31 protein-coding genes are annotated in these 22,335 nt (G+C 65.6%); 18 read left to right on the forward strand and 13 right to left on the reverse strand.

Features of this window, described 5'->3' with window-relative positions:
* Nucleotides 1-94: 94 nt before the first annotated feature.
* The gene (locus tag ACWW36_RS24590) at nucleotides 95-1,405 is read right to left on the reverse strand and encodes a DUF7159 family protein (protein ID WP_456138552.1); all 1,311 of its coding nucleotides are present in this window, start codon (nucleotides 1,403-1,405) and stop codon (nucleotides 95-97) included.
* A gap of 546 nt (nucleotides 1,406-1,951) precedes the next feature.
* Between ACWW36_RS24590 and ACWW36_RS24595 the strand changes: the two genes are divergently transcribed.
* Nucleotides 1,952-2,218, forward strand: a complete 267-nt coding sequence (locus tag ACWW36_RS24595; protein ID WP_456138553.1) for a hypothetical protein — start codon at nucleotides 1,952-1,954, stop codon at nucleotides 2,216-2,218.
* Here ACWW36_RS24595 and ACWW36_RS24600 read toward each other — a convergent pair.
* Complete coding sequence (locus tag ACWW36_RS24600) at nucleotides 2,189-3,136, reverse strand: threonine ammonia-lyase (protein WP_456142614.1); 948 nt, start codon at nucleotides 3,134-3,136, stop codon at nucleotides 2,189-2,191. The genes ACWW36_RS24595 and ACWW36_RS24600 overlap by 30 nt on opposite strands.
* 53 nt (nucleotides 3,137-3,189) lie before the next feature.
* Here ACWW36_RS24600 and ACWW36_RS24605 point away from each other — a divergent pair, with 53 nt between their 5' ends.
* The 6 genes from ACWW36_RS24605 (at nucleotide 3,190) to ACWW36_RS24630 (ending at nucleotide 7,335) form a co-directional block, all read left to right on the forward strand.
* Nucleotides 3,190-3,609, forward strand: coding sequence for an acyl-CoA thioesterase (locus ACWW36_RS24605; protein WP_456138554.1), 420 nt, complete (start codon nucleotides 3,190-3,192; stop codon nucleotides 3,607-3,609).
* The gene (locus ACWW36_RS24610; RefSeq protein ID WP_456138555.1) at nucleotides 3,606-4,280 is read left to right on the forward strand and encodes a class I SAM-dependent methyltransferase; all 675 of its coding nucleotides are present in this window, start codon (nucleotides 3,606-3,608) and stop codon (nucleotides 4,278-4,280) included. Before ACWW36_RS24605 ends, ACWW36_RS24610 begins: the two co-directional genes overlap by 4 nt.
* Nucleotides 4,264-5,295 carry an agmatinase gene (gene speB / locus ACWW36_RS24615; protein ID WP_456138556.1) on the forward strand — a complete coding sequence of 344 codons (1,032 nt, stop codon included), beginning with the start codon at nucleotides 4,264-4,266 and terminating at the stop codon, nucleotides 5,293-5,295. Before ACWW36_RS24610 ends, speB begins: the two co-directional genes overlap by 17 nt.
* A 147-nt stretch (nucleotides 5,296-5,442) precedes the next feature.
* Nucleotides 5,443-6,426 carry an NAD(P)H-dependent flavin oxidoreductase gene (locus tag ACWW36_RS24620; RefSeq protein ID WP_456138557.1) on the forward strand — a complete coding sequence of 328 codons (984 nt, stop codon included), beginning with the start codon at nucleotides 5,443-5,445 and terminating at the stop codon, nucleotides 6,424-6,426.
* Between the two features lie 11 nt (nucleotides 6,427-6,437).
* Nucleotides 6,438-6,815, forward strand: coding sequence for a thiol-disulfide oxidoreductase DCC family protein (locus ACWW36_RS24625; RefSeq protein WP_456138558.1), 378 nt, complete (start codon nucleotides 6,438-6,440; stop codon nucleotides 6,813-6,815).
* A gap of 22 nt (nucleotides 6,816-6,837) precedes the next feature.
* Nucleotides 6,838-7,335, forward strand: a complete 498-nt coding sequence (locus ACWW36_RS24630; protein WP_456138559.1) for an N-acetyltransferase family protein — start codon at nucleotides 6,838-6,840, stop codon at nucleotides 7,333-7,335.
* 6 nt (nucleotides 7,336-7,341) lie between these two features.
* Here ACWW36_RS24630 and ACWW36_RS24635 read toward each other — a convergent pair whose 3' ends face one another.
* Nucleotides 7,342-7,893: a hypothetical protein gene (locus ACWW36_RS24635; protein ID WP_456138560.1), complete on the reverse strand. Its 552-nt coding sequence runs from the start codon at nucleotides 7,891-7,893 to the stop codon at nucleotides 7,342-7,344.
* Nucleotides 7,894-7,905: 12 nt separating this feature from the next.
* Nucleotides 7,906-8,379: a redox-sensitive transcriptional activator SoxR gene (gene soxR / locus ACWW36_RS24640; protein WP_456138561.1), complete on the reverse strand. Its 474-nt coding sequence runs from the start codon at nucleotides 8,377-8,379 to the stop codon at nucleotides 7,906-7,908.
* Between the two features lie 47 nt (nucleotides 8,380-8,426).
* Between soxR and ACWW36_RS24645 the strand changes: the two genes are divergently transcribed.
* Both ACWW36_RS24645 and ACWW36_RS24650 read left to right on the forward strand, forming a co-directional pair.
* On the forward strand, nucleotides 8,427-9,146 hold the full coding sequence (locus tag ACWW36_RS24645; protein WP_456138562.1) for an SDR family NAD(P)-dependent oxidoreductase: 720 nt from the start codon (nucleotides 8,427-8,429) through the stop codon (nucleotides 9,144-9,146).
* Nucleotides 9,143-10,207, forward strand: coding sequence for an S-adenosylmethionine:tRNA ribosyltransferase-isomerase (locus ACWW36_RS24650; protein WP_456138563.1), 1,065 nt, complete (start codon nucleotides 9,143-9,145; stop codon nucleotides 10,205-10,207). Before ACWW36_RS24645 ends, ACWW36_RS24650 begins: the two co-directional genes overlap by 4 nt.
* Here ACWW36_RS24650 and ACWW36_RS24655 read toward each other — a convergent pair.
* Complete coding sequence (locus ACWW36_RS24655) at nucleotides 10,185-10,817, reverse strand: TetR/AcrR family transcriptional regulator (RefSeq protein WP_456138564.1); 633 nt, start codon at nucleotides 10,815-10,817, stop codon at nucleotides 10,185-10,187. The genes ACWW36_RS24650 and ACWW36_RS24655 overlap by 23 nt on opposite strands.
* A gap of 57 nt (nucleotides 10,818-10,874) precedes the next feature.
* Between ACWW36_RS24655 and ACWW36_RS24660 the strand changes: the two genes are divergently transcribed.
* Nucleotides 10,875-11,729 carry an alpha/beta fold hydrolase gene (locus tag ACWW36_RS24660; RefSeq protein WP_456138565.1) on the forward strand — a complete coding sequence of 285 codons (855 nt, stop codon included), beginning with the start codon at nucleotides 10,875-10,877 and terminating at the stop codon, nucleotides 11,727-11,729.
* On the opposite strand, the gene ACWW36_RS24665 is transcribed toward ACWW36_RS24660, so the two are convergent.
* Nucleotides 11,716-12,600 carry a cyclopropane mycolic acid synthase family methyltransferase gene (locus ACWW36_RS24665; RefSeq protein ID WP_456138566.1) on the reverse strand — a complete coding sequence of 295 codons (885 nt, stop codon included), beginning with the start codon at nucleotides 12,598-12,600 and terminating at the stop codon, nucleotides 11,716-11,718. The genes ACWW36_RS24660 and ACWW36_RS24665 overlap by 14 nt on opposite strands.
* Nucleotides 12,601-12,771: 171 nt before the next feature.
* Between ACWW36_RS24665 and ACWW36_RS24670 the strand changes: the two genes are divergently transcribed.
* A complete protein-coding gene (locus tag ACWW36_RS24670) occupies nucleotides 12,772-13,683 on the forward strand; it encodes a bifunctional helix-turn-helix transcriptional regulator/GNAT family N-acetyltransferase (RefSeq protein WP_456138567.1) in 912 nt (303 codons plus the stop codon).
* On the opposite strand, the gene ACWW36_RS24675 is transcribed toward ACWW36_RS24670, so the two are convergent.
* The gene (locus ACWW36_RS24675; protein ID WP_456138568.1) at nucleotides 13,680-14,654 is read right to left on the reverse strand and encodes an esterase family protein; all 975 of its coding nucleotides are present in this window, start codon (nucleotides 14,652-14,654) and stop codon (nucleotides 13,680-13,682) included. The genes ACWW36_RS24670 and ACWW36_RS24675 overlap by 4 nt on opposite strands.
* A 142-nt stretch (nucleotides 14,655-14,796) precedes the next feature.
* Between ACWW36_RS24675 and ACWW36_RS24680 the strand changes: the two genes are divergently transcribed.
* Nucleotides 14,797-15,021: a DUF1918 domain-containing protein gene (locus ACWW36_RS24680; protein WP_456138569.1), complete on the forward strand. Its 225-nt coding sequence runs from the start codon at nucleotides 14,797-14,799 to the stop codon at nucleotides 15,019-15,021.
* A gap of 43 nt (nucleotides 15,022-15,064) precedes the next feature.
* Nucleotides 15,065-15,271, forward strand: coding sequence for a hypothetical protein (locus ACWW36_RS24685; RefSeq protein ID WP_456138570.1), 207 nt, complete (start codon nucleotides 15,065-15,067; stop codon nucleotides 15,269-15,271).
* Between the two features lie 8 nt (nucleotides 15,272-15,279).
* Here the strand turns inward: ACWW36_RS24685 and ACWW36_RS24690 are convergent, their stop codons facing one another.
* Nucleotides 15,280-15,507 carry a hypothetical protein gene (locus tag ACWW36_RS24690; RefSeq protein ID WP_456138571.1) on the reverse strand — a complete coding sequence of 76 codons (228 nt, stop codon included), beginning with the start codon at nucleotides 15,505-15,507 and terminating at the stop codon, nucleotides 15,280-15,282.
* 332 nt (nucleotides 15,508-15,839) lie between these two features.
* Between ACWW36_RS24690 and ACWW36_RS24695 the strand changes: the two genes are divergently transcribed.
* Entirely contained in the window at nucleotides 15,840-16,406 is a 567-nt protein-coding gene (locus ACWW36_RS24695; protein WP_456138572.1) for a chorismate mutase, read from the forward strand.
* Nucleotides 16,407-16,411: 5 nt separating this feature from the next.
* On the opposite strand, the gene ACWW36_RS24700 is transcribed toward ACWW36_RS24695, so the two are convergent.
* Complete coding sequence (locus ACWW36_RS24700; RefSeq protein ID WP_456138573.1) at nucleotides 16,412-16,699, reverse strand: putative quinol monooxygenase; 288 nt, start codon at nucleotides 16,697-16,699, stop codon at nucleotides 16,412-16,414.
* Between the two features lie 90 nt (nucleotides 16,700-16,789).
* On the opposite strand from ACWW36_RS24700, the gene ACWW36_RS24705 reads away from it, so the two are divergent.
* Nucleotides 16,790-17,110 (forward strand): hypothetical protein, encoded by a 321-nt coding sequence (locus tag ACWW36_RS24705; RefSeq protein WP_456138574.1) that lies wholly within the window; start codon nucleotides 16,790-16,792, stop codon nucleotides 17,108-17,110.
* Here ACWW36_RS24705 and ACWW36_RS24710 read toward each other — a convergent pair.
* The 3 genes from ACWW36_RS24710 to ACWW36_RS24720 form a co-directional block, all read right to left on the reverse strand.
* Nucleotides 17,052-17,939: a cytochrome c biogenesis CcdA family protein gene (locus ACWW36_RS24710; protein WP_456138575.1), complete on the reverse strand. Its 888-nt coding sequence runs from the start codon at nucleotides 17,937-17,939 to the stop codon at nucleotides 17,052-17,054. The two genes, ACWW36_RS24705 and ACWW36_RS24710, sit on opposite strands and share 59 nt — an antisense overlap.
* Before the next feature lie 13 nt (nucleotides 17,940-17,952).
* Nucleotides 17,953-18,456, reverse strand: a complete 504-nt coding sequence (locus tag ACWW36_RS24715) for a protein disulfide oxidoreductase (protein WP_456138576.1) — start codon at nucleotides 18,454-18,456, stop codon at nucleotides 17,953-17,955.
* Between the two features lie 121 nt (nucleotides 18,457-18,577).
* The gene (locus tag ACWW36_RS24720; RefSeq protein WP_456138577.1) at nucleotides 18,578-19,453 is read right to left on the reverse strand and encodes a TIGR03854 family LLM class F420-dependent oxidoreductase; all 876 of its coding nucleotides are present in this window, start codon (nucleotides 19,451-19,453) and stop codon (nucleotides 18,578-18,580) included.
* A 74-nt stretch (nucleotides 19,454-19,527) separates the two neighbouring features.
* Between ACWW36_RS24720 and ACWW36_RS24725 the strand changes: the two genes are divergently transcribed.
* The 3 genes from ACWW36_RS24725 to ACWW36_RS24735 all read left to right on the forward strand — a co-directional run bounded on the left by ACWW36_RS24725 (nucleotide 19,528) and on the right by ACWW36_RS24735 (nucleotide 21,743).
* On the forward strand, nucleotides 19,528-19,941 hold the full coding sequence (locus ACWW36_RS24725; protein WP_456138578.1) for a DUF6188 family protein: 414 nt from the start codon (nucleotides 19,528-19,530) through the stop codon (nucleotides 19,939-19,941).
* Between the two features lie 83 nt (nucleotides 19,942-20,024).
* The gene (locus ACWW36_RS24730; protein WP_456138579.1) at nucleotides 20,025-21,260 is read left to right on the forward strand and encodes a serine hydrolase domain-containing protein; all 1,236 of its coding nucleotides are present in this window, start codon (nucleotides 20,025-20,027) and stop codon (nucleotides 21,258-21,260) included.
* 21 nt (nucleotides 21,261-21,281) lie between these two features.
* The gene (locus ACWW36_RS24735; RefSeq protein WP_456138580.1) at nucleotides 21,282-21,743 is read left to right on the forward strand and encodes an SRPBCC family protein; all 462 of its coding nucleotides are present in this window, start codon (nucleotides 21,282-21,284) and stop codon (nucleotides 21,741-21,743) included.
* Here the strand turns inward: ACWW36_RS24735 and ACWW36_RS24740 are convergent.
* Nucleotides 21,740-22,201, reverse strand: a complete 462-nt coding sequence (locus ACWW36_RS24740; RefSeq protein WP_456138581.1) for a hypothetical protein — start codon at nucleotides 22,199-22,201, stop codon at nucleotides 21,740-21,742. The genes ACWW36_RS24735 and ACWW36_RS24740 overlap by 4 nt on opposite strands.
* Between the last annotated feature and the right edge of the window lie 134 nt (nucleotides 22,202-22,335).

Raw genomic sequence — 22,335 nt, forward strand, 5'->3', positions numbered from 1 at the left:
GCTCAGAACGTTTCAGCCGGCGTCGAATGCGGCCGTTTCCAGCGTCGTGTTCACAACGAGCAACGTGTAAGCCGCACAATCACACAAGATGTGATCAGGGCGGGGGCAGAAGTGGCGGCGCGTCAGATGGCGGTGCCGGGGCGTCGGCGGGAGGCGGCGGCGCGAGCTCTGGTGCTTGCTGCACCTCGTCCTCCCTGCCGCCATGAAGCTTGTCCCTGATCCGTGACAGGATTCCCGGACGTTCGACCGGCGCCGGCGCTACCGGCGGCACGGCCTGATCCGGAAGCGGCGGCGGCAGCACCGGTGGCGGCGCGGCGGGCGGTTCGGCCGGCACACCGTCGACAGAAGGGGCGGCGGAGTCCGAGACTGGCGCCTCCGGAAGGCCGCCCGGCGGCTCACTGTAAACCGGCGGGGGCGCCACGACGGGCGGCGGCGCCTCGGTCACCGGGACCCGCGGAGTCGCCGCCGGCGGCGCAAGCACCGATGGAATCTGAGTGGCCGCGGCGGGTGTCTCAGACGTCGTCTTCGCCGCCGGGCGCGGCTCCGCGGCCGGAGCTTCTCTCTTCGGCGCGAGCTGCAGGCTGACCGCGACAGAAACTGAGGTCACGAAGGTCAGCACACCGGCGACCAGCAGGACCAGCGGGCCCGACTGTGACAGCGGCGCGCGCCGGCGGCTGTTCTTGCGGCGGTCTTCCCAATCGTCGGCTTCTTCTGTGAACACCGATTCGCTGCTCTGCGCCGACGCCAGCGCCGCGCCGCGGGCGAGTGCCAGCTGGGCTTCGGCGGGTGCAAAGACCGGCACGGAAAGAGCGTCTTCGAGGATCGGCATGATCTCGTCGTCACCGCCCGATCCGACGACCACCAAGGCCTCGGGCTGCCAGTCGGCGCGGGTGAACACCCTGCTCAGCCAGCGGATCAGGTCCTCTTCGGTGACGATGGTGTGGTTCATCGCCGTCTGCACCGCACGGTCGCGCGAATGGACGATCAGCACGATCACCGTTTCGGGCTCGATCACGCAGACCGCGGTGGTGTGGTAGCCGATGACGTCGGCGATACCCCGCGCCAGCGCCTCGGTGGCCTCGGGCATTCGGACCGGCACGACGTTGTCGAACCCTGAGTCGCTCAGCGACTTCAGCAGCAGCGAAGCCTCGGCGTCCGCGTCGTCACTCCAGGTCACGCCGATGGAATGCAGACGGTGGCCCCGTGTCGCGGCGATCGCTTCACTGCGCAACACAGCGGCCGCGGCCTGCTCGGAAGTCTTCAGAGGGCTCGATCGCCCCCTCGACCGGCTGGACCCAACGTCAAATGCGTCGCGGTCCATAGTGGCGCCGTCGGCGTCCTGTCCCTCGACAAGGACAAGGCCGACGGCGGACGGCGTCACCGATAAGCCCAGTACGGCGTCCACTCACACCCTTTCGGACGTCCACCTATCCGGGTGACACTACCTGCACGCGGCCCCTCCAGCTCACCGGGCATTCGGGTCATGGCCGACATAAGCGATGTGAAATGTGCTGTGCCGCATTAAAGTCCTGCAAACAGGGCGCCAGCACCTTTGCCGAAGCAATTTTCGACAGCGAACGGGGAACTTCGCCTGGTAGCGGCAGCGTCAGCGGTCGGTTGCGCCACCACCTTTGACGCTTGGGTCAATCTCGCCGCCACCACCACCAAGACGCATTCCATTTCCATCCGCGGTCGCTCTATTTGGAATCCTTTGCGGTGCAACGTAATAAGTCCGGCATGCAGGTGTCGACTCCACAACGGCCCTTTGCTGAATTGGTTGTGCATCGCGACATGCCTTGCGCCGGAAGGGCGATCGGCGTGGCCAAGTCGTGACCTGGTCGCAACCGAATTTGGCGTGAATCGCGGTCAGTATGGAACCGGAACGGAACCGGATCGCTTGCACGAGCGTCTGACATGACAACGAGGTCGGGTCGACGTAGGAGGCTAACGGATGACCCTCGCGGCACCTATCGACACCGGGATACTTCCGTGGCCAGACGTAGTCGCCCACGGGATTGTCGCCGTGCACGACTACGGATTCGCGCGTTCGACCGCCGTCTGCTCATGCGGATGGGCGGGCAAGCGTCGTTTTCTCAAGGCCGCCGCCGAGCAGGATGCGTGGCTGCATTCGATGCACGAGAAGTGCACGGTGTCAGTGCCGTTGGTCATCCCGGTATCCTGGACTGCCCTACTCCCCCAGGATCTCTTGCAGCAGTAGAGGTTCGATGTTGCCGCCCGACAGGATCATCACCGTGCGGCCCGGTGGCGTCGCGCCCTTGCGGTAGGCGGCCAGTGCGACCGCACCGCTGGGTTCGCTGACCAGATGACTCTTGTTGGCCAGCTCGCGCACCGCGGCCCGAATCTCGTTCTCCGACACGGTGATGACGCCGTCCAAAACCTTCTGCAGGTGAGCAAACGTCAGCTCCGATGGCTGCGAGCGCAACCCATCGGCGATCGTGCGGTTGCGGTCCTCGATAGACCAGTCCACCCGATGACCCAACCGAAGCGCCTCCGCAGTGTCCGCGGCCAGTTCGGGCTCGACGCCGAAAACCTGCGCGTTCGGGCACAGTGCCTTGATCGCCGTGCCGATGCCGGATGCCAGTCCGCCACCGCTGACCGGGACGAGGACGTTTTCGACCGCGGGCAGATCTTCGACAATCTCCAGGCCGATCGTCCCCTGTCCGGCGATGACGTCGGGGTGGTCGAACGGCGGCACGAGCACGCCGCCGGTCTGCTCCAGCACTTCTGCGGCCACCTTCTCCCGCTGGCCGGGCCCGCATAACACCACCTCGGCGCCGTGGCGCCGAGTCGCCTCAACCTTGACGTGCGGTGTCTCCTGCGGCATGACGATGTGCGCCGGTATCGCGTACACCGCCGCGGCGTACGCCACCGCCTGGGCGTGGTTTCCGCTCGAGTAGGCCACCACGCCCCGCGTCCGGACCGATTCGTCAAGGTGACCGATCGCGTTGAAGGCACCACGTACCTTGAACGCGCCGACCGTCTGCAGGTTCTCGGGTTTGATCCACAGCGGACGGTCGTCGTCGGCCCACCCGGCAGGGACGAGCGGCGTGCGCAGGACGTACGGGCGGATCAGCTCTGCGGCCGCGCGGATGTCATCGATCGATACCAGCTGCACACATCCAGTCTGCCCCGCGATGTCAGACACACGCCGGACATTACTGTGGTGCCGTGGACGCGTTTTCGCTGCCGGTCGTGCCGCGCTACGCGGAGGTCGATCAGCAGGGCGTGGTGTTCAATGGCCACTACCTCACCTGGTTCGACGAGGCGTGTACGGGGTTCCTCGACCATGTGGGCGTGACGAATCCGGGCCTGATCGCGACCGGACACGACGTGCAGGTGGTCCACAGCGAGATCGACTATCTGGCGCCGGTGCGGTGGCGCGACACAGTGCGCGTGGCTGTGCAGTGCGAACGGATCGGGTCGACGAGCTTCACACTCGCGTTCGTTGTGCTGCGGCGCAACGCGAACACCGAGGAGCAGGCGGCTGTGCGCGGCCGCAACGTGTATGTGGTGGTCTCCACCGACGACTGGGCCAAGCGCCCGATTCCAGATGACCTACGCGATGCGCTGGCGGCGCCAGCCACATGAGCGAGGACCGGGTCCGGTCCGGCTATGACGCCGTGGCTGCGACGTACGCCACCCAGTTCTCACACGAGCTCGACCATAAACCGTTGGAGCGCGGGCTGTTAACCGCGTTCTGCGAGATGACACCACCAGGACCCATCGCTGACATCGGTTGCGGCCCAGGCCATATCACTCGGTTCCTGGCCGACAAACGCACCGACGTAGTAGGGCTCGATCTATCACAGGAGATGATCGCCGTCGCCCGCCGGCACCATCCCGAGCTGTCGTTCGTCGTCGCGTCGATGCTCGACCTTCCCTATCCCGACGACGCATGGGCGGGTGCGGTCGCGATCTATTCGATCATCCATTTTGATCCCACCGATCGTTTGCGCGCGCTCTCCGAGTTCGCCAGGACGCTGCGGCCCGACGGTCTGTTGCTGCTTTCCTTTCACGTTGACGGGCCCGGTTTCGCGCCGGGTGATGTCAATCATCTGCAGTCCTTCCTCGGTCACCGGGTCGAAATGGACGGCTACTTCCTCGACCCCGACGTGATGGAGCGGGACTTGGTTACCAACGGATTTCGCATCCAGGCGCGGCTGGACCGCGAACCGATCGCCGACATCGAGTTCGGCAGCCGGCGCTGCTACATGCTGGCCCGCCTGGCGGTACGGTCGTCGGATGGGCCACGATCATGACCATCAGCGAGACCTTCCGCCTGGTATGGCCGAGCAGCTCGGGCTCGCCCACGCCGGCATGGCCTCCTTCGGGCACCGGCCGTTTCTGACCGAGGTCGACCAACTCGAATCGTGGCGGCCGGATGTGGCAATCGTCGGTGCGCCGTTCGACATTTCGACGACCAACCGGCCTGGGGCACGGTTCGGGCCGCGCGCCATCCGGGCCACCGCCTACGAACCCGGCACCTACCACATGGACCTCGGCCTGGAGATCTTCGACTGGATCGAGGTCGTGGACTTCGGCGACGCCTACTGCCCGCACGGCCAGACAGAGGTCTCGCACACCAACATTCGCGAGCGTGTGCATGCGATCGCGTCGCGCGGCATCGTGCCCGTCATCCTTGGCGGTGATCACTCGATCACCTGGCCCGCGGCGACCGCGGTGGCCGATGTGCACGGTTACGGCAACGTCGGCATCGTCCATTTCGACGCGCACGCCGACACCGCAGATGAGATCGAGGGCAACCTTGCCAGCCACGGCACACCGATGCGCAGGCTCATCGAATCGGGTGCGGTCCCGGGCACGCATTTCGTGCAGGTCGGCCTTCGCGGTTACTGGCCGCCGCAGGACACCTTCGAGTGGATGCTCGAGCAGGGCATGACCTGGCACACCATGCAGGAAATCTGGGAGCGCGGCTTCAAAGACGTGATGCGCGACGCGGTCGGCGAGGCGCTGGCCAAGGCCGACAAGTTGTACGTATCGGTCGACATCGACGTGCTCGACCCCGCACACGCACCGGGCACCGGCACTCCCGAGCCCGGTGGCATCACCAGCGCCGACTTGCTGCGGATGGTGCGTCAGCTCTGCTACGAACACGACGTCGCCGGTGTCGACGTGGTCGAGGTGGCCCCCGCCTACGACCACGCCGAGCTGACCGTCAACGCCGCGCACCGCGTCGTGTTCGAGGCGCTCGCCGGCATGGCCGCCCGCCGCCGCGACGCCGCCAATGCCAAACCGGGACCACCCGCGCGCTGATGCCGTGCCACACAGACGTCAAGTAGCTTCAAACCGCTTGTCGTATAGCACATTTCGAGCAATTCCCGCAGTGTCGACGAGGCCGGCGAGATCTCGAGAAAGATATCCGGATAGGCGACGCAAGGCGTGAGCGGTAGCGTGCCGGTTGTGGACCTGCTGGACCGGCTGCGACTCGATGTTCCGGTGGTGCAGGCCGGCATGGGGGGTGGGCTGGCCGGCGCGGAACTGGCGGCGGCGGTCGCGGCCGCAGGCGGTTTGGGCACACTCGGGCTGGCGCCTCCGGATCGACTGGTCGAGGCGGTCGCCGCCGTGCGCGATGCCGCGCCCGGCCGCTCCGTCGCGGTCAATCTGCTGATGCCGTTCGTCACGCGCAGCCACGTCGAGGCATGCCTGCGCTCGCGAATCGACGTGGCTGTCATGGCCTTTGGTCTTGATCGCGCGCTGATCCGTCAGTTGACGGACGCGGGTGTGTTCGTGTTCGTCATGGTCGGCACGCCGTTGCAGGCTCGCCGCGCGGTCGACGCCGGCGCCGGGGGCCTGATCGCCCAAGGGGTCGAAGCGGGCGGTCACCTCAGCGGGGACACGACGGCCATGACGTTTCTGCCGCGGGCGCTGGACGTGGCCGACGGTCGGCCGGTGCTGCTCGCCGGCGGCATCGCCACGGCCGCCGACAGCCGCGCGGCGCTGGCGAGCGGGGCAAGCGGCGTGGTCGCGGGAACGCGTTTCCTGCTGACCCATGAAGCGCGTGCCCATCCCGAATATCAGCGCCGAATCCTCGCCGCCGACAAAACCTTTCGCACCACACTATTTGGACTGGCGTGGCCGGCCCCGCACCGCGTGGTCGCGAACGCCGCGACCCGGCATTGGTGTCACGAGGACGGAAGCGCCAAGCTGGCGCCGCGGCTGATCAACGCGCGCAGCGGCGTGCTCGCCAAACTTCCCGATCGCGCGACGGCCCATGTGGTGCGCCTGCAAGCACCGCGGCTACCGCTGTTCTCCCCTGTCGCACCGACCATCGACATGCCGGCGTCGTCGGTGGAGCGGGCGGCGCTGTACGCCGGTGAAACCGTGCTGAGGCTCACATCTGTGATCTCGGCCCGTCAGGCTGTCGAAGAACTCACGCCCGGGTGAACAATGGAGGTATGTCCGGGGTCTTCTTCTTCGACGGGGTCTGCGGAGTATGCACGCGGGCGCGCAATTTCCTCGTACGGCACAACAGGACGGGCGATCTACGTACGGAGACGTTCCAGTCGCCAGGCTCTGCCGAACGCCTCGGCGTCCCCGAGGCACGGATGTTCGAGATGTCGTGGTGGCTGGATGATTCGGGTGAGGTGTACGGCGGCGCCGAGGCGGTGAACGCCGCGCTGTCGGTGGCCCTTGGCACGCCACTGCCCCTGCGGATCTACCGCATCCCGGCAATCCGCGCGGTACAGGAAGCCGTGTATCGCTGGGTAGCCGGCCACCGCTACCGCTTCCGCGGCACGACACCGTATTGCGAGTCGCACCCGGTGGCCTGCTGACGTCGTCGTGGCCGCATTCGACATGACGATTCGACCCACGGAGACCGACGATCTCGACGCGATAGCCGACATCTACGCACACCACGTTCGCACCGGAGTGGCCACTTTTGAACTCGACGCGCCCGACGTGCCGGAACTGCGCCGACGATTCGACGCGGTCAAGGCCGTCGAGCTGCCGTTTCTGACCGCAGAGCTCGGCGGCGAGGTGGCCGGCTACGCGTACTGCACGCCGTGGAAGACCCGACCCGCCTACCGGCACACCGTCGAGGACTCCGTCTACCTCGCCCCGCATGCGGTGGGGCGAGGCCTCGGCGGTCGTCTGCTCGACAAGCTGGTGGACGACTGCGCCCGAGCCGGCATACGCGAGATCATCGCCGTCATTGTCGCTGCGGATGGTGACGCGTCGCTCGCATTGCATCGCGGCCGCGGGTTCGTCGACGCTGGGCGGCTGCGAGCAGTGGGATTCAAGCACGGCCGCTGGCTCGACACCGTGCTGCTGCAACGGAGCCTCGCCGACTGATCGTCGTCAGCCCAGCTGCGTGACCTCGGTCCACACCGGGTCGTCGTGGCGGTGGTCGGCGGCGACGCGGCACTCGCCGTAGAGGCGCATGTTGCCGAAGTTCGCGTCGTTTGGGTCGCGGTAAAAGATCGACGTGACGCCGTTATTGGTCAGCTTGTAGCCGAAATTCTCGGCCGCCGACGGAGCGTTGGACCACCCGTTGGCGATCATCGCGGCCGCAACGTCGTGCAGATACTTCGTCGAATCGCCCTGTGGTAGATGGAAATTCATGTACAGGGCGACTTGATACGGTGGCTCGCTCTCATTTCGGCACGACATGAACGCGTAGCCACCGGTGACGTCCCGCAACTGCGCCACATTCACGATCTGCTTGGCCGAGCCGACGACCGCAGCGGCGGCCTGCGCGTCGGTCATGGCGTCTTGGACGCCGACCGCGTCGGCGCCCCGATTGTCGATCACCACAAAGACGGTTCCCAGCACCAACGATGTCAGCAATGCGGCGAAAGCCAACGCCGTGAACCATGGCGAACGAAGCCAGGTAGCTCTGCTGCTGTTCATCGTGGACCACCGCTACGCCGGACGCCCTACAGGCGCTCGGCGCAAAGATTTCGGCAGGTAAACCGCGCCGGGTCCCGCGACCGCTGCGCTGTCTGCGGGGTTCGAGATCGCGCATCTCTTCAGCGACAGGCAGCCGCAGCCGATACACGAGTCGAGGCTGTCGCGCAGCGCCATCAAACCCGCGATCTGGCTGTCGAGGCGTTCTCGCCACTCCTTGGACAACCGCGCCCAGTCCACCCGTGTCGGCGTGCGGCTGTCGGGCAACGTTTCCAGTGCCGCCGCGATCTCGTCCAGAGTCAACCCGACATTACGGGCGGCGCGAATAAATGCCAACCGGCGCAACATGTTTCGCTCGAAGCGCCGCTGGCCGCCGCTTGTCCGCGTCGCGGTGATCAACCCTTCTTTGTCGTAGAAGCGGATCGCCGATGGCGCGAAGCCGCTGCGATCGGCGACCTCGCTGACCGTCAACAAATCTCGGCTTTCCATGCTCTCCCCTTGACTTAAAGTTAACTTCAACTACCAGTATGCCTGGTATGACTGCTTTCCAGAACACCTCTTCCGTCGCTGTCGTCACCGGCGGCTCCAAGGGATTCGGCCGCGCACTGACTGCCGCTCTCCTCGACCGCGGCTGGACCGTGATTACCGACGCCAGGCACGCCGCCGACCTGGCCGCCACCGCCGAGGAGCTGAACTCGTCGCGGCTGATCACCGTGCCCGGCGATGTCACCGACCCGGCGCATCGCGCCGCACTCATCGTCGCCGCCATGGATGCAGGACCACTTCGACTTCTCGTCAACAACGCCAGTCGCCTCGGCCCTAGCCCGCAGCCGGCACTCGTCGATTACCTGGCTGCCGATCTACGGGAGGTGTACACCACAAACGTCTTCGCTCCCCTGGCCCTGATCCAGGCCGCGTTGCCGGCGCTGACCGCCAATGACGGTGCCGTCGTCAACCTCAGCTCAGACGCGGCCGTTGAGCCCTATGAAGGTTGGGGCGGCTACGGGTCCTCGAAGGCGGCGCTCGACCACCTCACCGCCATCCTCGCTGCGGAGAACCCTGCCGTCGGTGTGTATGCGTTTGACCCGGGCGACATGCGCACCGAGATGCACCAGGCGGCATTCCCCGGCGAGGACATTTCCGATCGCGCCGAACCCGAGTCGGTCGTGCCCGCGCTGCTTCGGCTGCTTGACGCCAGGCCGGTGGCGGGCCGCTACCGCGCATCGGACCTGTTGGCCGTCGGAGCCGACGCATGACCCACGCGGTCCCGCACACACGCTTCGAACGTCCTCCCGCGTCGGACGCGGTCGAGCCGCCGGAGGCGCACGGCGTCGCTCGTGACGGCGTCAAACTACTTGTCGCCACGCCCGATGGCGTCGCACACGACCGGTTCGCCGATCTCGTCAACCACCTGCGGCCCGGCGATCTGCTCGTCGTGAACAACTCCGCGACCCTGCCCGCCGCCGTGGACGGTTACCGCGGCGCAACGCCGATCGTGGTGCATTTCTCCGCCGCGCTCGCCGACCACCTGTGGGTGGCCGAGTTGCGGCCTGCCGCGGATGCCATGGGCCCATTGCCCGACGTCGAGCCCGGCGACCGCATCGGGCTCCCCGACGGGGCGGCGCTCGTCGTCGTGGCTTCCTATCCCAGGCGTGGTGTCGCAGGCAGCCGGCTGTGGACGTCGCGGGTGGCGATCGAGGGGGACGTCACGTCCTACCTGAACCGTCACGGACGCCCTATTCGCTACGGCTACGTGCCGCGGCGCTGGCCTCTGAGCAGCTACCAGACGGTGTTCGCGCGGAGGCCGGGCAGTGCCGAGATGGCCAGCGCGGCAAGGCCGTTCAGCACCAAACTCGTGACGGAGCTGATCGCGGCCGGAATCATGATCGCGCCGATCACGCTGCACGCCGGCGTCTCTTCCGCAGGCCCCGGGGAGCCGCCGGCTCCAGAACCCTTCGAGGTCCCGCCCGCGACGGCTCGGCTGGTGAACATGACTCACGCGGCGAGGGGACGAGTGATCGCGGTCGGGACAACAGTGACCCGAGCGCTGGAATCGGCGGCCACGACCGGCGGTCGGGTCCATGCCGCGACGGGTTGGACCGATTTGGTGCTCGGGCCGGACCGGCCGGTGCGGGTGGTCGACGGCCTGATCACCGGCTGGCACGACGCGGGCGCGTCGCACTTGCTGCTGCTCGAGGCCGTCGCCGGCCCCGAAATGGTCAGCACCGCATATCGCGAAGCCGTCACGCAGGGCTACCTGTGGCACGAGTTCGGCGACAGCGCGCTGTTGCTGCCTACCGCCCGGCGATCCCGCTGATCAGCCGATCGCATACCGCATCCATCTCCCTGCGGGCCTGGTCGCGGTTCGTCGCGCGGGATACGAACAAAGCTGCCTCGTCGAGCGCACCGAGCAGCACATGCGCGGTCGGACGCAGCGGCTGCTCCGGTATCACGCCCTCGGCGATCGCGTGGGCCAGCATGCCCTCGATCACGCCGAGTCCGTATTTCACGCCGACCGCGCGCCATTGATCCCAGCCGAGCACCGCAGGAGCGTCGATCAGCACGATCTGCTGCACGTCCGGCGCCGAACAGCGATCCAGAAACAGCCGGGCCCCGACACGCATCGCCTCTAATGGGTTCGCCGGCTGGTCGTCGGCGATCTGCCGCGCGATATCGGAGACAAGGTCACGCTCGACCTCTTCGTACACGGCGGCGAACAGTCCCGCCTTGTCGTCGAACTGGTGATAAAGCGCACCGCGTGTGACACCCGCCGCCTCAACGATCGCCTGCGTGGATACCTCGGCAAAACCCTTCTCCGCAAACAGCTTTCGCGCGGCGCTGATCAGCAGGGCTCGGGTGGCCGCGGTGCGCTCGGCCTGCGTGCGCCTGCCGGAAGCGGCGCCAACCACCTCGTCATTGACTTTCATACAGTCTGCACGTAACTTTCATACCGCATGTTTGTAAGTACTGGAAGGATAGCGAAGATGCCACAGATGAGGCTGGATCAGGCCACGATCGATTACCGCGTGTTGGGCCCAGAGGACTCACCTCACCCGCCAGTGGTGTTTGTGCACGGGATCCTGGTCGACAGCCGGCTATGGGACCGAGTGGCCGAAGGCCTCGCCCGGCTGGGCTTTCGTTGCTATCTGCCGAACTGGCCGCTGGGCTCGCACACCATCCCAGTCGACGACCCAGCCGTGCTTTCGCCCCGCGGCGTCGCGACGATGATCCGCGATTTCATCACTGCACTCGGCCTTTCGGACGTGACGCTCGTCGGCAATGACACCGGTGGTGGCTTGTGCCAGTTGGTGATCGACGCCTACCCGGAGCACATAGGCCGGCTGGTGCTGACCAACTGCGACGCGTTCGACAAGTTTCCGCCGTTCCCGTTCACGCTCGTCTTCGCGCTGTTGCGAGGTCCGGTTTCGATCAAGCTGCTTTTCGAACAGATGCGGCTGAAGCCTCTGCGTCACTCCCCGCTCGGCTTCGGGCTGCTGATGCAACCGAACCCGCAGCTGACGAACTCGTGGCTCGAACCCGCCCGCAGGGACGTGCGTATCCGGCGCGACCTGGCCCAACTGCTCCGGCAGGTGGCCAAGACCGACCTGACCGATGTGTCAACGCGATTGGGACGGTTCACCAAACCGGTGACGATCGTGTGGGGCCAGCGCGATCGTTGCTTCACCCCTGCACTGGGCCGCCGGCTGGCAGCTCTGTTCCCCAACTCGACCTTGATCGAGGTGCCGGACGCGAAAACGTTTGTCTCGCTGGATAACCCGGGTGCCGTGGTCGACGCGGTCGCGACCGCCGGCGCGAAGAACTCGCCTAGCTCTTCGTGAGCGTGAACTGGCACACGTCGGTGTAGCCGTCGCGGAACAGGTCGGCGCAGCCGGTCAGATACTTCATGTACCGGTCGTAGACCTCTTGCGACTGGATCGCGATGGCTTCATCCTTGTGCGCCTCGAGCGCCGCGGCCCAGATGTCCAGCGTCCGGGCATAGTGCAACCGCAGCCGCTGGGCCAGCTTGAGCTCGAAACCGGCCTTGGCCGCATGTTGCTCGACGACATCGGGTTTCGGCAGGTCACCCCCGGGAAAGATTTCTTCCATGATGAACTTCGAGAACCGAAGGATGCGCATGGTCAGCGGTAGGCCGCTGGCGGCGAATTCCTCGTCGCTCGGCTTGATGATGGTGTGCAACATCATCACCCCGTCGTCGGGCAGCACCTGATACGCCATCTTGAAGAAGTCGTCGTAGCGATCGCGACCGAAATGCTCGAACGCGCCGACGGACACGATGCGGTCGACCGGCTCGTCGAACTGCTCCCAACCCTGCAACAGCACGCGCTTGGACCGCGCGCTCGGCTGTTGGTCCAGAAGCCGCTGAACATGTGCCTGCTGATTGCGGCTCAACGTCAGTCCCACGACGTTGACGTCGTACTTCTCCAGGGCTCGATTGATCGTTGCGCCCCAGCCGCAGCCGACGTCCAACAGCGTCATTCCCGGCTCGAGGCCGAGCTTGCCCAGTGAGAGGTCGATCTTGGCGATCTGCGCCTCTTCGAGCGTCATGTCGTCGCGCTCGAAGTAGGCACAGCTGTAGGTCTGGGTCGGGTCGAGGAAGAGCCGGAAGAAGTCATCGGACAGGTCGTAGTGCGCCTGGACATCTTCGAAGTGCGGCGTCAAGTCTTGGGTGTCGCTCGTTTTTTCTGGCACAGTACAGCCCTTTGACGTGTGGTTTTGATGTTGTTTGAGGGCTCCCCGTTGTTCGAGAGCCTCCCCCGTCGTCTGCGCAGTTTACGCACAGTATCCGTGAACAGATCCCAGAGACTGTCAGCGGCACGAAACTTGTTGACACCGTCAACGATTTGATTGACGATGTCAACTATGGCAGCCGTTGTCGACGATGTCCGCGGTTTCAACCGCTTCTACACCCGCGTGCTGGGCCTATTGAGGCCGAATCTCGCCGGCTCCGCGTTCGGGCTCACCGAAGCACGAGTGCTGTTCGAGCTGGCCCACGGCGACGACGTTTCGGTATCGGACCTACGCCGCCAGCTCGACCTTGACGCCGGATACCTGAGCCGCATCCTCTCCGGATTCACCGAGTCCGGCCTGATCACCCGCGAGCAGTCCGCGACCGACGGGCGCCGCCAGGTCGTCCGGCTCACACCCGATGGGCGCACGGCGTTCGAGGAACTCGACCGCTTGCAGGCCGACGCGATCGATGACCTGCTGACGCCGTTGGACGATGCTCAGCGCTCGGATCTCGTCACCGCGATGGGTCGCATCCGGCGCACGCTCGGCGACGAACGGTCCCGGAGGGCTCTGGTCATTCGCCCGCCTGCACCGGGTGATCTCGGTTGGGTGGTCGAACGCCACGGTGCGCGCTATGCAGCCGAGTACGGCTGGGACACCACGTTCGAGACGCTGGTCGCCCGCATCGTCGCTGACTTCGCCGAACGGGCCGATACCAAACGCGAAGCGGCATGGATCGCCGAAGTGGACGGTGAGCGGGTCGGCAGTGTGTTCTGCACCGCCGCCGACACGGACACGGCCGCGCTGCGCTTGCTGCTGGTCGAGCCGTCGGCACGTGGCACCGGTGTCGGCACCCGGCTGGTAGACGAGTGTCTCGAGTTCGCCCGCAGGTCCTCCTACAAGCGAATCACGTTGTGGACCAACGATGTTCTACTTGCCGCACGGCGGATCTACGAGCGGGCCGGATTTCGCTGCGACCGCCGCGAGCCGCACCACAGCTTCGGCCATGACCTCGTCGGCGAGTACTGGTCGCGAGACCTCTAGGCCGCAGGCGCCGCGCCGAGCACCCGCTGGATGTCGGGCTTCATGGCCTGCAGCTGGCCGCCCCAGTAGCCCCAGCTATGCGTGCCGTTTGGCGGGAAGTTGAACACGCCGTTGCGTCCGCCGGCCCGGGTGTAGGCGGCCTGGAAATCCTTGTTCGTCCGGATTGTCAGGCCCTCCAGGAACTGGGCGGGTATCTGCGCGTTGCCCAAGCCCGCGTCGAGATCCGTCGGGTTCCCGTTGCCGCTGTACACCCAGATGCGAGTGCCGTTGCCGACCAGATTCCCGATGTGCAGCATGGGGTCGTTGCGCTGCCATGCCGGGCCGCCATACGGGCCCCACATGTCGAGCGCATTGAACCCGCCTGCATCGCCCATCGCGACGCCCACGAGCACGGGCCACAGGCCGGCCGACAAGTTGAGGAAGCCCGACAGTGAGCCGGCGTAGACGAACTGGCCGGGGTGGTAGGCCGCCAGGATCAGGGCGGCACTGCCCGACATCGACAGCCCGACCACGGCATTGCCGCTCGAGCTCACGCCTTTGTTGGCCGCCAGCCAGGCAGGCAGCTCCGACGTCAGGAAGGTCTCCCACTTGTACGTCTGGGTGGTGCCGTTGCCAACCGCAGGCCGATACCAGTCGGTGTAGAAGCTGGACATTCCGCCGACAGGTGCGACAACCGATAGCCCGGAGCCGTCGAACCACTGAAACGCGCCGGTCTCGATGTCCCATCCGTTGCGGTCATCGCGTGCCCGCAGCCCGTCGAGAAGGTAGACCGCTTTCGGGCCGCCGCCCTGGAACTGAACAGTGATGTCGCGGCCCATCGACGGCGACGGCACGCTGAGAACTTCGACCGCCGCCCCGGCCGTCGGCGTGCCACCGAAAACCCCGATCAGTGCGGGCAGCATTGCCGCCGCCACCGCTGCCGCCGAGATCCGGCGGAACCATTTACTGCCTGCCTGGTGATTTCTGCTCATAGCCCTTCGTCCCGTCGTGCGTATACGGAATTAATCGCTGGCCCCCAGCGGTCGGTTACACCTCGACGGTGGGCGCGATGAGAGGACAATTGCCTACGTATTCCACGTTCGATCCGGCTGATACAACGGAAGGGAGCGGGCGATGAAGGCCAAAGTGGGCGACTTCCTGGTGGTCAAGGGAACCACCGTCGAGCAGCACGATCAGCGGGGAGTGATCACCGAAGTCCGCTCGGCCGACGGTTCACCGCCGTATGTGGTTCGGTGGCTGAACACCGATCACATCGCGACGGTGTATCCGGGCCCGGACGCACTCGTGGTCACCGCCGCCGAACAAGAAGCGGCAGACGCACGGGCACGGCAGCGCTAGCTCGTACTTCAGTGGCCACTTCGACAAGCAACGGAGGCCGTTCATGACCGAACCCGGTGGTCACACATTCGACGACGACGCACCCGAAGCCGATGCGGCAGAACAACTGATCCCGGTGGCTGCCGACGACGAAGACACCTGGCGGGACGCGGAGCGTGTTACGAGCGCACGGGATTGGGACGCCAACGAGGCCGACCTCATCGATCAGGCCATCGCCGTTCCAAGCGACGATGCGGAATTCGACCGTTAACCGGCCGATCAGTTGCGCGCGACGGTGTCTTCCTTGAGAAGCAGCCCATAGCCGTTGCACTGCATGCTGACCCGCAGCATCTTGTTCGCCGGATGGCTGGCGAGCCAGGCGCGCAATGCGGGTTTCTGTTTTTCGATCGACGCCTGCTTGAGCCCGAGTTCCCGAAGCAACGCCGACAGGGTCGCGGGCTGCGCTTCGTTCTCGACTTCGATTCGATGCGGGATTGAGACGGTCATGACGATCCCCCGGTGTCGTGCTCTACTGCCCCACAAACTCAATGTAGCGCGCGCGACAATATCGCAAGCAGGTTTGCTCCAACTGAGCGCGGTGACGAGGACTGCGGATTGAGACGAAGCCGGGTATTGGACATCCGGTCACTGGTCACGGTGTAAACGGCCAAATATTCGCGGCTCAATGCGGCACCCACCCGCGGCGAATCCCATATCCGGAAACGCGTTAGCTAGCCGCCTGCGAGGTAGGCGTCGTCAAGGATCGGCTGTACATCTGGCTTCCCCACCGCACCTCCCCTGACGATGACAGGATGGTCGCGGGAGACGAGGTGCTGTCAATGAGCAAACGAAGCGTGGCGACGTGGTGCATGACGATGGCTGTGGTGACGATGACGCTGTCAGCGCCCGCGCGCGCCGACGACGCCAACCCACTCGTTCCGTTGGTCGACGCCGCGGCGCAACGGTTAGAGACCGCCGATCCGGTCGCTGCGACCAAGTGGTGGTCGCACGACCCGATCGAAGATCCGCAGCGGGTCCAGCAGGTGCTGGGGGCGGTGGGTGCCGACGCCGCTAACCGGGGAATCGACCCCGACGACGTCACCCGCATCTTCACCGATCAGATAAACGCCACGGAGGCAATCGAATACACGAGATTCGCGCAATGGAAGTTTGACCCTGCCAGCGCCCCGACCACGGCGCCGGACCTATCCGCGTCACGCGCGACCATCGACCGCCTCAACAAGGCGATGGTCGAACAGCTCGCGATCGTGTGGCCCCAGCTGCACTCGCTCGATTGCGCAGGCCGGCTCGACGACGCGAGAAACGCCGTTATAGATGCGCGAGGTTTGGATCAGCTGTACCAACAGGCACTTTCGTTCGTCACGCGGTCCTACTGCCAGTCGTGACGGCATCAGAAGAGATCGCGCTGTTCGGTGACGTCGTACTCGCAGACGGTGGCGGCCACGAGCGCGGCGCCCTGTTCGTCGCTGGGTCCGCCGCCCCGAAAAGCCTCCACCGCGGCTTGCGATTCCCAGCGTTCGAAGACGTTGATCCGGCCCGGTTCGATCGGATCGGCCGATATCGCGAAGTCGAGGCATCCGGGTGCGCGCCGGCCCTGCCTCAGCACGTCGATGCATCCGCGCAGATAGTCCTCGCGCCCTCCCGGGTCGACCACGACGTGCCCCGCGACAATCACCATCAGGACCCTCCTATCCGGCATCTGATGACACGATCACTTACTAGGACTGCACTACGGTTCGTAATTCATCGACGATCGACGGAGGACGGCATGAATCTTCGAGAGGCACGCCAGGTCATCGACTCGCTGGACGTCGACACCGACGCCTCGCGCCTGTTCGGCCAGCCGTACGAAACCCCCGACGGCGCAACCGTCATCTCGTGCACGAAGGTGCGCAGCGGCCGCGCCAAACCGGCCGGTGTGTTCGTGATCAAAGACGCAAAAGTGACCTTCGTGCCCGCGGTCGACGGCGAGCGCATTGCGATGATGGGCATCCTGGTCGGGCTCGTGTCCGCAGCCCTCGCCGGCGTCGCTATGATCCGTCGCCCGCCGTGGCCCGATCTGCACGGCGAGATTTCGCGGCGAATCTAGCCCGCCACACCGCGCCGGCCGCGGCGACGAGCAACACCGCCAGCACGGCGACCCATGGCCACCCACCGTGTTGGTGGACGCAACCGGCGATCAAGCCTTGGATGCGTCCGGCAGCCTCGATCACCGGGTCCCGCGGGTTGCCGTTGGCGCTGAACAATCGAACCTCGTAGACGCCGTAGTAGCCGACATAGAGGCCGACCACGACCAGCAGCGCGCCGCTGATTCGGTTGACATACGGCACAATTCGGCGCATTCGATCGACCACCGTCGAAGTCGTCATCGCCGCGGCGACGGCGAGCGCACCGACCACTACCGTGAAACCGGCGGCGTACGCGAGGTAGATCGCCACGCCGCCGATGACCGAACCACCCCGCACCCCGGCTCCAGTTACAGCGAGAAATGGTGCGATGGTGCATGACAGCGACGCGAGGGCGTAACTCAGTCCGTAGGTGAACATCGAGCCCAGCCGCGCAGTGGGCGCCAACCGCACAGAAGGTTTCGGAGCGCGCACGGTGAGCTCTCGACCACTCAACAGCCAAATGCCAAGGGCGACAAGCACAATGCCGATCACTACCGTGACGTAGGGCAGGTAGCGCTGCACTGTCGCGGCTGCCGATACCGTGAGCAGACCGAAGCCGCCGAACACGGCGACAAATCCGGCGGCCATCGCGGCGGTAGCCGCCAATGCCCGGCCCACCGCCGCCAGTTGACCGCCTCGTTCACCGCGCACCACCAATGCCAGGTATGCGGGCAGCATCGCGAAGCCACACGGATTCAGCGCCGCCACAAGTCCGGCACCGAAGGCCAAGCCGAGCAGCTCTTGGTCCACGGCGCGACGGAGCCTAGGTGAGTGCGGCCACCCGATCGGACAGCTCCTGCAAAGGCATGGCCGCCGTCGGGTTGTTCACGAACGTCGACGAACCGTCGGCACGGTAGAACACGTAGGCCGGTTGCCACGGGACGTCGTACCGCGCCCAGATCGAACCGTCGGCATCGTTGAGGTTCGTGAAGTTCAGGTTGTACTTCGAAACGAAGCCCTGCATGTCCGCCACATCGGAACGCGCGGCCACGCCGACGAACGTGACCTTCGGATTGGCAGCCGCCACCTGGCTCACACTGGGTGCTTCGGCGTTGCAGAACGGGCACCACGGCGTCCAGAACCACAGCACCGCCGGCTTGCCGACCAAGCTGGCTCCAGTGAACGGCGCGCCCGACAGCGTCGTTCCGGTGAATTGCAGGCGCTCGTCGGCCACGGCGGTCGGCGCGCCAACGAGGCCCACCACCAGCCCGGCAGCCGCCAGCACCAGCGCGAGCGATTTGGATATGCCTGAAATTCGACCCTTCATCCCCCATCTCCTTTCACCCAGCCTGCGTTGCGAGTGACCGGAGGCCACACCCGTTGACACGGTGGCTACAACCACGCGGTTCAAGCAGCAGGGCGCCGGGTACGCCTAGCGAATGGGTGCCCTAGTTCTGCCGCGGCAACAGTTCTGCGACGAACCGATCGATGAAGTCCTCGATCGGCGTCCGTTGTGCGGGCCGAATGACGAACTTGGTCAACCCGGCGGCCAGGTACGCGTCGAGGTGGCGATGTAGGTGCGACCAGTCCTCGGCCACGAGTTCGGCAGGGTCAACGTCGGGTCTGCGGCGCTTCACCGCAGCGACCAACTCGTCCGACAGCTCACCTACCGCAAGGTTGATACCGAAGTGATCGGGCTCGATTTCACGGCCCGATTCGGCCGCCGCCCGCTGGATCTGTTCGCGGCCGCGGCGTGCTTCGTCGGGCGTGACAAAGCTCCCCAGCCAGCCGTCGGCGAGCCGCCCAATCCGGCGAAAAGCCGCGGGCGCGGATCCACCAAGCCAGATGTCCAGCGGCTTGGCAGGACGCGGTTGGACACCGACGGAACTGACCGCGAAATAGTCGCCCGCAAACGCGACATCGCCGTTTTCCAGAACAGATCTGAGCAACTCCAGCGATTCGTCGAACACCGCGGCGCGCTCCCCCTCCGGAACGACGAAGATTTCGCGTTCGGCCGGAATCGCCGAGCGCAGACCGAATACCGGAAGCACCCGCTTCGGGGCCAGACCGGCCAGCGACGCCAGCTGCTTGGCGACCAATACCGGATGGCGCCCCGGCAGCACGACCACCGACGTGCCCACCTTCAAGTTCGTCGTCCTGGCCAGTGCGAAACTCATGCCCACGAACGGGTCCACGGCCTTGGAGTACACGAGTTCGGAGAACCACAGCGAATCAACGCCGGTCGCTTCCAAGTGGTCGACGATGGCCGCCAACTGATCGGGGCCGGTGTCGGCGCCGAGGCCGACGCCGAAGCGGATCTTCACATGCACCTCCAGGCCCCGACGCCAATGCTACGGAAACGCTTGTGCGCACTTGCGCGAGCGACCAGAGTGAAAAAATGACCGGACCGTGGATCCGAGGCTGCGTGGTGCAGCGCATCATGTTCCGCGACGGTCTCGTGCTCAAACTCGACGACAACGAACTCGTCATTTCAGTGCCGTTCCATCTCACGCTGCCCGCGACCGACCGCGACGACGAAGAGGCGGTGCTCATCGACCCGAACGCGGCACGGGACGTGGAACGTGCGCTGTTCGACTTCGCGGGATCGACGTGCACGCACGCCGGTTGGGACGAGGACGGCAGTTTGCATCTGCGGTTCTCGGACGGACACGAGATCCATGCCCACAGCGACGAAACCCGCACGGCGTGGGAGTTGTACGGAAAACTTCACGGATATGCGGCCTGCCTGCCCCGTGGTCGCGTGCGGGTCGTCAGGCACGACTTACCCGAGGACGAGTCGGCCGAGCGCTAACGCTCGAACCGGAGCGCGCGAGCCGAAGGACAGTCAGCCAAATGGCATTCGGCGACAGTGTAGGTGCGCATAGTGTGGCAGCGATGACGGCACGGGTGAAGGCGCTTTCGGTCATAGCGGCATTGGCGCTCGTGCTGTCGGGCTGTGCGGGCGAGCCGAAACCGGCGTCGTCGCCAACGGCTGCCAGCTCATCCACCGCCGGAGCCGACAAACCCGTCGACGACGCGCTGGCGCAGCGCCTCGACGCAGCGATCAACGAAGCCATGACGGCGGCCGCCGTTCCCGGTGCGATCGTCGGCATATGGGGACCCGACGGCACCTACGTGCGAGCGTTCGGCGTGGCGGACAAAGCTACTCACGCGCCGATGAAGACCGACTTCTACAGCCGAATCGGTAGTGTGACAAAGACATTCACGGTCACCGGCATCCTGCAACTTGCCGACCAGGGCAAGCTCGGGCTCGACGATCCGATCGCGAAGTACATCGGCGGCGTTCCCGAGGGCGACAAGATCACACTGCGTCAGCTGGCTCGTATGCAGAGCGGATTGTTCAACTACTCCGCCTCGACGGCGTTCCAGAATGCGCTGGTCGCCGATCCTCGGCGTCCGTTCACCCCGCAGGAGCTTCTCGGCTACGCGTTCGCCGAGCCCAACGTGTTCCCGCCAGGGCAGGGATTTCTCTACTGCAATACCAATACCGTCCTGCTTGGCCTCGTCGTGGAAAAGCTCAGCGGTCAACCGTTGCACGAGTACATCCGCGACCACATCTTGACGCCATTAGGCATGGGCCACACCAGCTTTCCGACCACCAACGCGTTCCCCGACCCTCATGCGCAGGGATACACCGACACGACGGCCGACGGGAGCCAGACCACCGCAACCGATTGGGACCCATCATGGGGATGGGCGGCGGGCGCAATGATCTCGACGCTCGATGACATGCACATCTGGGCGCCCGCCCTGGCGAGCGGGAAGCTGCTCACACCGGAGATGCAGAAACAGCGGCTGCAGACGGTCGGTGCTCCCGGTATGCCGGCGCAGGACGGATACGGCCTGGGCATCTTCAATCTCGGCGGCTGGATCGGACACAACGGCAGCCTGCCCGGCTATCAAACCGTGACGGTGTATCTGCCCGAAAAGCAAACGACGCTCGTCATGTTCACCAATACCGACATCGAGTATCGGGGCAGCGAGCCGAGTACCACCCTGGCCACGGCCATCACCGCTGTCATCACGCCGGACCACATCTACAAACTCGGCGCGCAGGTGCAGGACCCCGACGCGACGCCGTCGCCGCCGACGACCACAAAGCCACGCTGAACGCTGCAAAGGAGATTGACCATGGATGGCTCTGCAACCGTGTCGATGGCCGCACCGGCCGACAAGATATGGAACCTGATCGCCGATGTCCGCAATACCGGGCGGTTCTCCCCCGAGACGTTCGACGCCGAATGGCTCGACGGCGCCACCGGGCCGGCACTCGGCGCGAAGTTCCGCGGACATGTGCGGCGCAACGAGATCGGCCCGGTGTACTGGACCACCTGCCGAGTCACGGCCTGCGAACCAGGCCGTGAGTTCGGCTTCGAAGTGCTGGTCGGCGACAGGCCGGTCAACAACTGGCACTACCAGCTGAGCCCGGTCGACGGCGGCACCGATGTCACCGAGTCATTCCGGATGAACGACAGCGCCTTCACCAAGCTCTACTCGGTGTTGGGCGGCCAGCTCCGGCGCCGTCGCAACATCCGTGACATGCGCAAGACGCTCGAACGGATCAAGGCCGTCGTCGAATCGGACCAGGCCTAGGTGACGCCGATACCGAAGACCGGAATCCAGAGCCCGAACAGCCAGATGCCCCACTGGTGGAAGCCGTCGTCCCACACGGGGTTCACGTCGTAACCCCAGTAGTTGAACGGCCGCGGCGGACCGCCATCCCACTGGTACGCGGGCGGCGGGCCCCAACCCCACGGCGGCGGGCCGTTGTTGTCGTCCCACCACGCATGGTTGTTGCTCGCCCACCACGGTCCCTTGTCACCGTCCCAGCCCTTGAAGTCCGGGCCGTTACCGTTTCCATGGCCGTTGCCGTTGCCGTTGCCGTTGCCGTTTCCGCACCACGGCGGGCACCAGTCGTCGTTTCCGTGCCCTGGCTTCAGCGGCGCTGGAACAGCCGGACCTGCCGACGCCACGGCCATGCCGGGCCCGATCGCACCAAATCCGAGCGCTCCGACGATCACGGCTGCTGACATGATCTTTGTCAGCGTCATCGTTAACTCCTACCTTCAGACCCCGACGTCGTATTCGACGCTGGTCCGTCGTCATTCATTCCCGCGTCAATGACGGAAAGACGCTGACCCCGAATAAAACGTATACCTTTGCGGCCGAACGCGTTAAGTCGAGC

The sequence above is a fragment of the Mycobacterium sp. MMS18-G62 genome (assembly GCF_053877835.1).

Excerpts from the sequence above, each read along its gene's own strand:
- ACWW36_RS24690 (WP_456138571.1), bottom strand. The coding sequence starts at position 15,507 with ATGACCGTCTCAATCCCGCATCGAATCGAAGTCGAGAACGAAGCGCAG.
- soxR (WP_456138561.1), bottom strand. The coding sequence starts at position 8,379 with ATGGAAAGCCGAGATTTGTTGACGGTCAGCGAGGTCGCCGATCGCAGC.
- ACWW36_RS24675 (WP_456138568.1), bottom strand. The coding sequence starts at position 14,654 with ATGAGCAGAAATCACCAGGCAGGCAGTAAATGGTTCCGCCGGATCTCG.
- ACWW36_RS24595 (WP_456138553.1), top strand. The coding sequence starts at position 1,952 with ATGACCCTCGCGGCACCTATCGACACCGGGATACTTCCGTGGCCAGAC.
- ACWW36_RS24715 (WP_456138576.1), bottom strand. The coding sequence starts at position 18,456 with ATGAAGGGTCGAATTTCAGGCATATCCAAATCGCTCGCGCTGGTGCTG.
- ACWW36_RS24650 (WP_456138563.1), top strand. The coding sequence starts at position 9,143 with ATGACCCACGCGGTCCCGCACACACGCTTCGAACGTCCTCCCGCGTCG.
- speB (WP_456138556.1), top strand. The coding sequence starts at position 4,264 with ATGGGCCACGATCATGACCATCAGCGAGACCTTCCGCCTGGTATGGCC.
- ACWW36_RS24730 (WP_456138579.1), top strand. The coding sequence starts at position 20,025 with ATGACGGCACGGGTGAAGGCGCTTTCGGTCATAGCGGCATTGGCGCTC.
- ACWW36_RS24635 (WP_456138560.1), bottom strand. The coding sequence starts at position 7,893 with ATGAACAGCAGCAGAGCTACCTGGCTTCGTTCGCCATGGTTCACGGCG.
- ACWW36_RS24735 (WP_456138580.1), top strand. The coding sequence starts at position 21,282 with ATGGATGGCTCTGCAACCGTGTCGATGGCCGCACCGGCCGACAAGATA.
- ACWW36_RS24705 (WP_456138574.1), top strand. The coding sequence starts at position 16,790 with ATGAATCTTCGAGAGGCACGCCAGGTCATCGACTCGCTGGACGTCGAC.
- ACWW36_RS24725 (WP_456138578.1), top strand. The coding sequence starts at position 19,528 with ATGACCGGACCGTGGATCCGAGGCTGCGTGGTGCAGCGCATCATGTTC.
- ACWW36_RS24740 (WP_456138581.1), bottom strand. The coding sequence starts at position 22,201 with ATGACGCTGACAAAGATCATGTCAGCAGCCGTGATCGTCGGAGCGCTC.
- ACWW36_RS24625 (WP_456138558.1), top strand. The coding sequence starts at position 6,438 with ATGTCCGGGGTCTTCTTCTTCGACGGGGTCTGCGGAGTATGCACGCGG.
- ACWW36_RS24695 (WP_456138572.1), top strand. The coding sequence starts at position 15,840 with ATGAGCAAACGAAGCGTGGCGACGTGGTGCATGACGATGGCTGTGGTG.
- ACWW36_RS24670 (WP_456138567.1), top strand. The coding sequence starts at position 12,772 with ATGGCAGCCGTTGTCGACGATGTCCGCGGTTTCAACCGCTTCTACACC.
- ACWW36_RS24660 (WP_456138565.1), top strand. The coding sequence starts at position 10,875 with ATGCCACAGATGAGGCTGGATCAGGCCACGATCGATTACCGCGTGTTG.
- ACWW36_RS24680 (WP_456138569.1), top strand. The coding sequence starts at position 14,797 with ATGAAGGCCAAAGTGGGCGACTTCCTGGTGGTCAAGGGAACCACCGTC.
- ACWW36_RS24610 (WP_456138555.1), top strand. The coding sequence starts at position 3,606 with ATGAGCGAGGACCGGGTCCGGTCCGGCTATGACGCCGTGGCTGCGACG.
- ACWW36_RS24645 (WP_456138562.1), top strand. The coding sequence starts at position 8,427 with ATGACTGCTTTCCAGAACACCTCTTCCGTCGCTGTCGTCACCGGCGGC.
- ACWW36_RS24655 (WP_456138564.1), bottom strand. The coding sequence starts at position 10,817 with ATGAAAGTCAATGACGAGGTGGTTGGCGCCGCTTCCGGCAGGCGCACG.
- ACWW36_RS24685 (WP_456138570.1), top strand. The coding sequence starts at position 15,065 with ATGACCGAACCCGGTGGTCACACATTCGACGACGACGCACCCGAAGCC.
- ACWW36_RS24630 (WP_456138559.1), top strand. The coding sequence starts at position 6,838 with ATGACGATTCGACCCACGGAGACCGACGATCTCGACGCGATAGCCGAC.
- ACWW36_RS24700 (WP_456138573.1), bottom strand. The coding sequence starts at position 16,699 with ATGGTGATTGTCGCGGGGCACGTCGTGGTCGACCCGGGAGGGCGCGAG.